Below are 8,737 nucleotides of genomic sequence, written 5' to 3'. Positions count from 1 at the left end.
CTTCTTCCGTTACTCAGTTTAGAAATTTATGAAGAAAAGAATAGCCCTTAGTGGCTATATCATTATTATACTAGGAGACGTTTTTATGATAACAAATAATAATAATTCAAAAGTTTATGATATTATGGCTTCAAGACAGAGTAGAAAAATTTTAACAGGAGTACTGTCAGCGGTAGAAACTTACAAAAATGCTGATGGTGTAGAACATGATTGTGCTGTAGTCTTCTATGACGTATTTAAGGTGCTTATACCTCTTAAGAATATGAATATATCGAGAGAAGATAAAAGGGTTGTAAGGAGCATGATAGGGGCAGAAATTGACTTTATTGTTAAAGAGATTGATGAAACTCACAAAATAGCAGCTGCTTCACGAACGGAAGCTATGGAACTCAGAAAATCACTGGAATTAAAAAAGCATAAGGTTGGTAATAAAATTCAAGTTAGGGTTACATCTATTGGTAGAGATAATTGCAGGGTAGATTGCTATGGCTTAGAAACCAAAGTGCCTATAGATGAAATAGACTATGGATATATTGACGATATAAGTAAACACGTTCAGATAGGGGATAAGGTACTAGCCGTAATTAAGGAATTAGACTTGGGAAAAAATATTATTAAAGTTTCAATCAAGGATGCAAAAGAAGATCCATACGGGCATCTAATAGGTTCTCTTACAAAAGGTGGAGAATATCTTTGTACTGTAACTGGTATTCAGGAATATGGTGTGTTTTTCAATATAATAAATGGAGTGTCCTGCCTGTGTCCTTTTCCTAATTGGACAAACTTTTCTCCTAATATAGGTGAAAGATATGTAGTTAAAATAAAAGCAATTGATCACAAGAATAAAAAGATTGATGGGAACATTATGAGAGCTATAAATCAAAATAGATAATTAAACTATAAATTTATAAATTCCTCCGATAAATTCATCAAAATAACATATAAGAGTAATAGAAAGAGTTTTTTATTTTACTATTTTTAGTAACAATTATTTTAGGTCAAATTGGCTAACAAAACTGTGTGTAGGCATTTTCTGCTTATATGCAGTTTTTTTATATCTAAATTCAAGAAATGAAAGGTGGAATTATAAAAATGGATTGTATAAGCAAAGAAGAATTTTTAAAACAGCCCAAAGAGATACAGAGAATATTTAATGAATGGGAAAATGACAATATGGAGGATATAGATCTGTTTGACTATACAGGGAAAGATCCATCATATAAAAATAAGTTTCCACAAATAGTTAAATATGTAGATTTTGAATGCTTTGGTGATGAACTAGTTCAATTAATGTCAGAAAATCAGCTTAGAAGATTTATTGAAGATAATACAAAGAAAAAAATAAGTTCAATGTTAATTCTTGAAGGAAATAGGGATTATTTAATAACATTAGGAAATTATCAACTAGAGGGAACACCTATGTTTGGTTTTAAAGAATATCAAACTAATACTAAAAACTTGCTAGAAGCTTATTGGCAAGTAGCTCTCAAGATAGCAAAAAATGAGAATACGTAATCTGAATATTAACTATACCTAAAAAAATAGTAGTATTCATAGTATTTAATGATATTAAAATAGGTGTAAATAATGCATTGTAGACATGATAACTATACTAATTATTTAAAGTATACAAAGCATTTGTATAAGGGTGCTATTTGCCCTAAAAACTTTAAATCTGATATGCTCATAAATGTCAATGACGTGACTACACGCTTTGTATATCATTGATATTTATGGTTGCATATCAAATATACTATCTGGAAGGCAAATAGTTATATACCTTGCTTATATATCAACAAAGTTAAAGTATGAATATGCTTACATTCTATACATGTAGGTATAGATATTGAATATATTGTGAACCTAGAGTATGAAAGGAGAATGAAATAATGAAGACTGAGCAAATAGAGAGAATGAATAAAATAAATGAACTTATAGAAGTTATAGCCAGTGTAGATAGAAGATTTTTCTATTCGAAAAGCAAAGATAGGACAGGAAAATTTATTGAAGGCAAGAAGCTATTTTGTATTGATGAATATACAGGTGAGAAAGTATATCCGTATTATAGTGGAAGAAAAAAGTTTAGTCATGGCGGTACATTATGGGGATTGGTAAATGATTTTAGAGAGTGGATAATAACAGGAAAACTTTCAAATGGTAATAATGGCTATGGCGGTTTATATTGCCCGCATTGGGGATATACAGCAGAAGGAATGGCAAAGGTTGTTACCAAGGGTAAAGAAATAGGATTTTTGAAAAAAGATGCTCCAAGGTATGAAGATGTTTTAAAACAATACAAGGCAAGAGGATTGGCTTAATAATTGCTATGAGTATATTGTGAACCTTCGGGAGGAAAAAGTATATGAAATGTAAAAATAAGATTCCACGTTTTCAATCCTGGTAAACCAGGTTGCAAGGAGTGAGCCTACACAGGGCAATAGATTAACAATCCTATATGAATAGCTCCGCTAAGGTGTTTAGTTTAAGCATAAATTTCCCTATTAGTTGCGGATTTAAAAGTTAAAATAAATCCTTGGGTAGCCTGGGGAAATGACCTTGCTAAATGTGCAAAAGCATTTAGAAGGTCGATTATGTGGAAAGGAAACATATAATATTTTATTCTGGCGGTATTGGAAGTTACTTTACAGCTAGAAGAGTTGTAAAAAAAGAAGGCAAAGAGAATGTAATACTTCTTTTTACAGACACAAAAATGGAAGATGAAGATTTATATAGATTTATAGATGAAACAAGTAAAAAACTAGGTGCAAGATTAGTCAAATTGGCAGATGGAAGGACACCTTGGGATGTTGCTAAAGACGTAAGATTTCTACCTAATAGTAGAATTGCACAGTGTAGCCATCTATTAAAGCAGAAAATGGCTAATACATGGATAAAAGATAATTTCAAGCCAGAAGATTGCATTTTATATTTAGGTATAGATTGGACGGAAGAGCATAGAAGATCTGCACCAGTAAAAAATTATTTGCCATATGAAGTTAGATTTCCTATGTGTGAAGAACCTTATCTAACAAAGCCACAAATGCTGGATATATTAGAGAAGGAAGATTATATAAGAAGACCTAGGCTTTATACCAAGGGTTTTGCACATAACAACTGCGGGGGTTTTTGCTTTAGAGCTGGCATAGGACATTTTAAGAATTTACTGGAGAAAAACAGAAAATTATATTTGTTCCATGAAAATAAAGAGCAGGAAATGAGGGCCTATTTAGGCAAAGACGTAAGTATTTTAAGGAGAACACGAAATGGCGAAAAGATTAACTTAACATTAAAGGATTTGAGACTAGAATTAGAAAGCGGAAAGCAGTTAGATTTTTATGAATTAATAGATGTTGGAGGCTGTGGCTGTTTTCTATCGTAGTTCGCAATTCAAATACAGTGAATATATTGTTAAGTTGGTGATAAGATGACAGCCTTAGAAAGAAATGACTTAATACAAGCATTAGTCCAAAATTATGTAATAGAAAAATACAAAAATATTGTTTTTCAAAGGGAAAATGCTGAAGCATACACTTATACAAAAGGTACATTAATGGGTGCTTGTATGGCATTAGAACTCGATATTAAGGAAACAAAAGAGGATATAACTATAGTTACAAGAAGTAAGAATAAAGTTATTGTAACAGCCAAATTTCAAGAATAAGATTATTACGCATTTCAAAGATTGGAGGGATAGTAATGTTTGGTTTAAAGAATCCATATGGATATGATCTAAATAGATTAAAGGTTTTAAATGTAACAGAAGATGGAACTATTGTTGGTGGTACTGACTACAATAAAAATTTTAAAGTTGGAAACAAGTATACATTCCCAAGTGGAGAAACTATAGAAATATTGGATTTAAAAAAGATTGTTACGGTTAAAGAAGTTTAGTTCGCATTTCAACTACATCGTAATAAAAGAGGATTAACCTTTATAAGTTAGTCTTCTTTGTATTTTACGAAGAATTTTTAATATGAGAATGGGGGAAAATTAATGATTAGTGAAGAAAAATTATTAAGTGAATTGGACATAGACCAAAGAGCAGCGGTAACAGCTCCATTGAATAGATCAGCATGTGTAAGAGCAAATGCCGGAAGTGGAAAAACCAGAGTACTTTCTTCAAGAGTTGCATACCTGACATTAAAAAATGTTAGTGGTATCATGCTTCTAACCTTTACTAATAAAGCAGCAAAAGAAATGACAGAAAGAGTTCAAAAGCTAGTAGGAAATAATATTAATACTAGAATAATATCAGGAACCTTTCATCACATGGCTTGTGTGTTTCTAAGAAGATACTCTAAAGCAATAGGAATAGACAATAAGTTCAGCATACTTGATCAGTCTGATGCAGAGGCTATTATGGGCAGAACACGTAAAGAAATACTATCAGAAATTCCTAAAAATGAAATACCGAATGATTTTCCTACAGCTCCTAAATTATTATCAAAATATTCTTTTTACAGGAATAAATTCAGCAAGGATATGTCATTTGATATATTCTTAAGAAATAATAAGGTTTTACCTAGGAGTAGAGATCTTACAGAGAAAATAATTAAGGAATACGAAGATTTCAAGAAAGAATCTATCTCACTGGATTTCGATGATCTAATCATTTATTTCAGAAAGCTGCTTGTAAGCTGTACAAAAGTGCGAGAAACAATACATTCTGCTTATCCATATATCTTGTGCGATGAATACCAGGATGTGAATTATATCCAGAAAGACATAATAGATATGATTGATATAAACAATAATCAGATGGTTGTTGGAGATGAAGGACAATCTATCTATGGATGGCGTGGAAGCAATATAAACTATATATTAAGCTTTAAGGAAAACCATAAAAATGCCTTAATATATACTATCCGTTACAATTACAGGAGTGCTTCGGGCATTGTAAAGCTTGCTGAAAATGCTATAAATCTAAATGTAAAAAAAGAAGAAAATAAAAAGATTATGATACCTTTTCAAAAACAGAAGGTAATACCAGTGATTAAAGGATTTTTGGATGAGCTGCAACAGGGCGAGGCCATTGCTGATAAGATAATAAATAGTAAATACAATTTAAAAGAAACATCAGTACTTGTGAGAAACAATAGACTTATGAGGGATTTAGAATTTGCTTTTAGGAAAAAACACATAAAATATAAAGTTGATGGAGGCACACCATTCTATGAAAAAGCTCATATCAAGGATATTTTTGCTTTTTTAAAGTTTGAATATAATAACAAGAATAGGATATCATTTATTAGAATTATAACTATGGCCAATGGTGTAGGACCTAAAACAGCCGAAGGCATATATGAGGCTTTCAAATTTTACAACTTTAACTATGATTCAGTTCAGCTTATCAAAAAACCTAAGAAATCAAAAGACTATATTGAAAATATCTTTTATATTATGGATGAAGTTAGTAAAATACCCTCTCCGGCTAAAAAAATAGAGTATATCTTCAATCAATTTTATCAAGATTACTTATATGAGGAATATGACAATGATAGTATTGACAACAGAATAAGCGATGTACAAAAATTTATTGAAATGGCAGAGGAATATATAACAATAGATAGTTTCATAGAAGATTTGATCTTAGACAATCAGAAAGATGATGATAAATCGGATGCAGTAACTATTTCTACTGTTCATAGGGCAAAAGGACTTGAATGGGAAAATGTATTTTTACCGTATTTAAACGATGAAATATTTCCATCTAAAATGAGTACAACCTTGGCAGAGCTTCAGGAAGAGCAAAGGCTTTTCTATGTTGCGATAACCAGGGCTAAAAAGAATTTGTTTATTTCTTATGTAGATGCGTTTACTGATGATCCTAAGCAAAACATTCAGAATTCTTCTAGATTTATTAAACAGTTAGATGAAAAATTATTTCAGGCAATGTAATTATGTATAAAAGCAATAAAAACTGGTTAAGCTTAAAAATTAGGCTTAATCAGTTTTTTATTTTTTGCTTAAATTTGTTTAAAAAGGTACATCTTCTTGGACAGCATATTTATATAAATATTAGCGTTTAAAAAAGTGGTGAAATTTATTTATGTACGTTTAAAAATGGTTGATACTTTTATTCTTATATTTGATATAATAAAGTAAAATTTTGAAATGGAGGTATAAAAAAGTATGGGTGGAGGATTAAATACACGTATAAATAACGATATAAGAAAAATAAACAATATTATCGATGAAAATAAATTAAATCTTATAAAACCAGTAAGGTTTTTAAATGATGAAGAGGATAATATTGATGTATTGAATGAAACATATAATGAAGTAATTTATAAAATTTGTGAAGTAATTGGAAGCCTAAAGATGTTCATTACTCCAGCTACTCCTAGAGCAGATGATAAAATAGCAAAATATAAAAAACAGATTGAGGAACTAGAAAATACCAAAATTGAATTGGAACATCTACAAAAAGAGAATTGTAAGTAATTCCTAGTGAGTGTTTATTTTAGGCAAGACTTTCTGAAGGTGTTGCTAAAATTAATATTTTTAAAGTGCCACATAACATAAATTATGTGGCACTTGTGCTGTCCATATGATATAATCACCTTGTTGAGTGCAACATAATTATTATGAAATTAACAAAATGTGAGTGCAACATAATTTTGAAATGTAAAGGTATGGTGATAATATGCAGCAGCTTGTGAATGAATTTAAAAATTATATGGCTAATGAGGGAAAAAGTGAAAATACTATAAAAAGTTATATTTTACATATAAAAGAATATATTAAGTGGTTCCAGGATACGTATGGTTTTGACTTCAATAAATTATATAGAGAAAATGTATTAGAGTATAAAAGTTATTTGATGCATATAAAAAAACATAAAGGTAAAAGCCTTAATGGAAAAACAATAAATGCTAAACTTAGTTCTTTAGGATTGTTAAATAAGTTTTTGATAGAAAATCAGATACAAGAGAATGTTGTAATTAGAGATGATGATATGTTAAAAATACAAACAAACTATGCCAATCCGACAGATGTAAGTAAAGTTGATGTTGAGAACTTTAGACAGAAGATTCTGGAGGCAGGAGACAAAAGATTATATGCAATTGTTACGCTGTTGGCTTATACCGGAATAAGAATTTCAGAAGCTCTTAATGTTAAATTAGAAGATATGAGTTTAGAAGCAAAAGAATTGATTGTGAGAAATGGAAAGGGAGAAAAGCAGCGGACTGTATATTTGAATACAAAAGTCATTAATGCATTAAAAGAATACATTAAAATAAGAAATTCAGTAAGCAACTATATTTTTGTTTCCAGGCAATCGGATAGGGTGGATAGAAGTGTTATAAATAAAGAGTTTAAAAGGTATAGTAATAAAATAACACCTCATAAACTTAGACATTTCTTTTGCACCAATGCATTAGAAAGTGGATTTGCTGTGCACGAAGTTGCTAATTTGGCAGGACATAGTAGTATACAAACAACACTGTTATACACTAATCCTAGCCGAGAGACAATGAAAAATAAGACAGAGTTGTTATAAAAACAAAGAAGGAATGTATATATACATTCCTTCTTTGTTAAAATTTCAATTATATATTATTGGGGTGCAGTAACGTCGGAAAATATTACTAAATTTAAAGCAGAGTTTACAAATACAAATATATGGTATATTATACATGTAATTACATATATTGAGAGAGAAGTGATAATATGAAAAAATTAAACATCAATAAGAAAATAAAAATAGTAATAAGTACATTTTTGATTGCGTTAATAATTATTCCAGTAAATGCATTTGCTGCCACGAACAAAGATGGACAAGTAGTAATAAGAGGAAATGTTATAACTGATCCAACAACGTTATCAATGATTAAAAAATTTCCCGAAGTAAAAGAAGATTTAGAAGAAAATACTACTGGTAAATTAGTATCTAGTACAGAAACATATTTTAAATATACACCTAAATCAAATGTTAAAACTAAAAAGTTTTATGCTAGTGCAGCTGAAGCTCAAAAGGATTATATAGTTACAAAATATACTAAACAGCAATATGAAGATGAAATGAAATTAGGAGCAATGGATTATATTGGTGGTCAAGTTGACGGAAATTGTTCATGGATGAGAATGTCGTTAGAAGTATATACTGGTGCGCATGAGGGTACATCTGCTGACTATATGGCATACAATTATTGTTCATGGTTAACTAAACCAATTTTTGCTGGTACTGATGCTATTGGAATATCAACTTCAGATGGATTAATAATATCAAATAGCGGAAAAAGAATGGCCAGATACGAGTATGCATATGACACAGCAGGTATTGATTATGGCTCAGAATCAGGGTATGTTGAGCCTTCTGTACAAATTGATAACGAAGGAAATGGAGTTATGGCAACCTTTAATGTTAAAACATATGGAGCTTCTTATTTAACAGGAGATGTTAATGATTGCATGATTTCAACAGGTGTATCTTATAATAATTCAAATGTTAATAAAGGATGGATAACTGGAAATTATTTACACGAGCAAGTTTCTTTTGGAGGTATAAGTATGGATATACATGGAATACCAAGTGTATCATGGAACCTTTCAAAAGATGTAGATCAAGGTCACGTTTATGTTTCTCGATAAAACATATTAAAAATAGGAGGCAAATTTTTATGAAAATTTGCCTCCTATTTTTAATTTACCTTAATAATTTATATCATTTTCAACTTTTAAAAGTTTATCCCAATTATCTTTGTTTTGAGGATCATTACTTATAAAATGTAAA

General features: G+C 30.0%; 10 protein-coding genes. All 10 read left to right on the top strand.

The window, feature by feature from the left end; translation table 11 throughout:
* The first annotated feature begins 85 nt into the window (after positions 1-85).
* The 10 genes from LQK79_RS20320 to LQK79_RS20275 all read left to right on the top strand — a co-directional run bounded on the left by LQK79_RS20320 (position 86) and on the right by LQK79_RS20275 (position 8,595).
* Positions 86-892 (top strand): S1 RNA-binding domain-containing protein, encoded by an 807-nt coding sequence (locus LQK79_RS20320; protein WP_231017702.1) that lies wholly within the window; start codon positions 86-88, stop codon positions 890-892.
* Between the two features lie 200 nt (positions 893-1,092).
* Entirely contained in the window at positions 1,093-1,515 is a 423-nt protein-coding gene (locus tag LQK79_RS20315) for a hypothetical protein (protein ID WP_231017700.1), read from the top strand.
* A gap of 374 nt (positions 1,516-1,889) precedes the next feature.
* Positions 1,890-2,318, top strand: coding sequence for a hypothetical protein (locus tag LQK79_RS20310; RefSeq protein WP_231017697.1), 429 nt, complete (start codon positions 1,890-1,892; stop codon positions 2,316-2,318).
* A gap of 275 nt (positions 2,319-2,593) precedes the next feature.
* Entirely contained in the window at positions 2,594-3,379 is a 786-nt protein-coding gene (locus LQK79_RS20305; protein WP_053243505.1) for an adenine nucleotide alpha hydrolase family protein, read from the top strand.
* A gap of 45 nt (positions 3,380-3,424) precedes the next feature.
* Positions 3,425-3,661, top strand: a complete 237-nt coding sequence (locus LQK79_RS20300) for a hypothetical protein (protein WP_053243504.1) — start codon at positions 3,425-3,427, stop codon at positions 3,659-3,661.
* Between the two features lie 35 nt (positions 3,662-3,696).
* Complete coding sequence (locus LQK79_RS20295) at positions 3,697-3,891, top strand: hypothetical protein (protein WP_231017695.1); 195 nt, start codon at positions 3,697-3,699, stop codon at positions 3,889-3,891.
* A 102-nt stretch (positions 3,892-3,993) separates the two neighbouring features.
* Positions 3,994-5,898 (top strand): ATP-dependent helicase, encoded by a 1,905-nt coding sequence (locus LQK79_RS20290; protein ID WP_231017693.1) that lies wholly within the window; start codon positions 3,994-3,996, stop codon positions 5,896-5,898.
* A gap of 234 nt (positions 5,899-6,132) precedes the next feature.
* Positions 6,133-6,444 carry a hypothetical protein gene (locus tag LQK79_RS20285; protein WP_053243562.1) on the top strand — a complete coding sequence of 104 codons (312 nt, stop codon included), beginning with the start codon at positions 6,133-6,135 and terminating at the stop codon, positions 6,442-6,444.
* Between the two features lie 214 nt (positions 6,445-6,658).
* A complete protein-coding gene (locus tag LQK79_RS20280) occupies positions 6,659-7,504 on the top strand; it encodes a tyrosine-type recombinase/integrase (protein ID WP_331000778.1) in 846 nt (281 codons plus the stop codon).
* Positions 7,505-7,674: 170 nt separating this feature from the next.
* The gene (locus LQK79_RS20275; RefSeq protein ID WP_231017691.1) at positions 7,675-8,595 is read left to right on the top strand and encodes a hypothetical protein; all 921 of its coding nucleotides are present in this window, start codon (positions 7,675-7,677) and stop codon (positions 8,593-8,595) included.
* The last annotated feature ends 142 nt before the right edge of the window (positions 8,596-8,737 follow it).

Source organism: Clostridium guangxiense (assembly GCF_021043395.1).
GTDB classification, from domain to species: domain Bacteria; phylum Bacillota; class Clostridia; order Clostridiales; family Clostridiaceae; genus Clostridium_S; species Clostridium_S guangxiense.
The sequence above is the reverse complement of the archived record's forward strand: the minus strand, read 5'-3'. Positions and strand labels throughout refer to the sequence as shown.

What these genes read in the sequence shown, in the direction of transcription:
- LQK79_RS20320 (WP_231017702.1), top strand. Translation starts at nt 86, where the DNA reads ATGATAACAAATAATAATAATTCAAAAGTTTATGATATTATGGCTTCA.
- LQK79_RS20315 (WP_231017700.1), top strand. Translation starts at nt 1,093, where the DNA reads ATGGATTGTATAAGCAAAGAAGAATTTTTAAAACAGCCCAAAGAGATA.
- LQK79_RS20310 (WP_231017697.1), top strand. Translation starts at nt 1,890, where the DNA reads ATGAAGACTGAGCAAATAGAGAGAATGAATAAAATAAATGAACTTATA.
- LQK79_RS20300 (WP_053243504.1), top strand. Translation starts at nt 3,425, where the DNA reads ATGACAGCCTTAGAAAGAAATGACTTAATACAAGCATTAGTCCAAAAT.
- LQK79_RS20295 (WP_231017695.1), top strand. Translation starts at nt 3,697, where the DNA reads ATGTTTGGTTTAAAGAATCCATATGGATATGATCTAAATAGATTAAAG.
- LQK79_RS20290 (WP_231017693.1), top strand. Translation starts at nt 3,994, where the DNA reads ATGATTAGTGAAGAAAAATTATTAAGTGAATTGGACATAGACCAAAGA.
- LQK79_RS20285 (WP_053243562.1), top strand. Translation starts at nt 6,133, where the DNA reads ATGGGTGGAGGATTAAATACACGTATAAATAACGATATAAGAAAAATA.
- LQK79_RS20275 (WP_231017691.1), top strand. Translation starts at nt 7,675, where the DNA reads ATGAAAAAATTAAACATCAATAAGAAAATAAAAATAGTAATAAGTACA.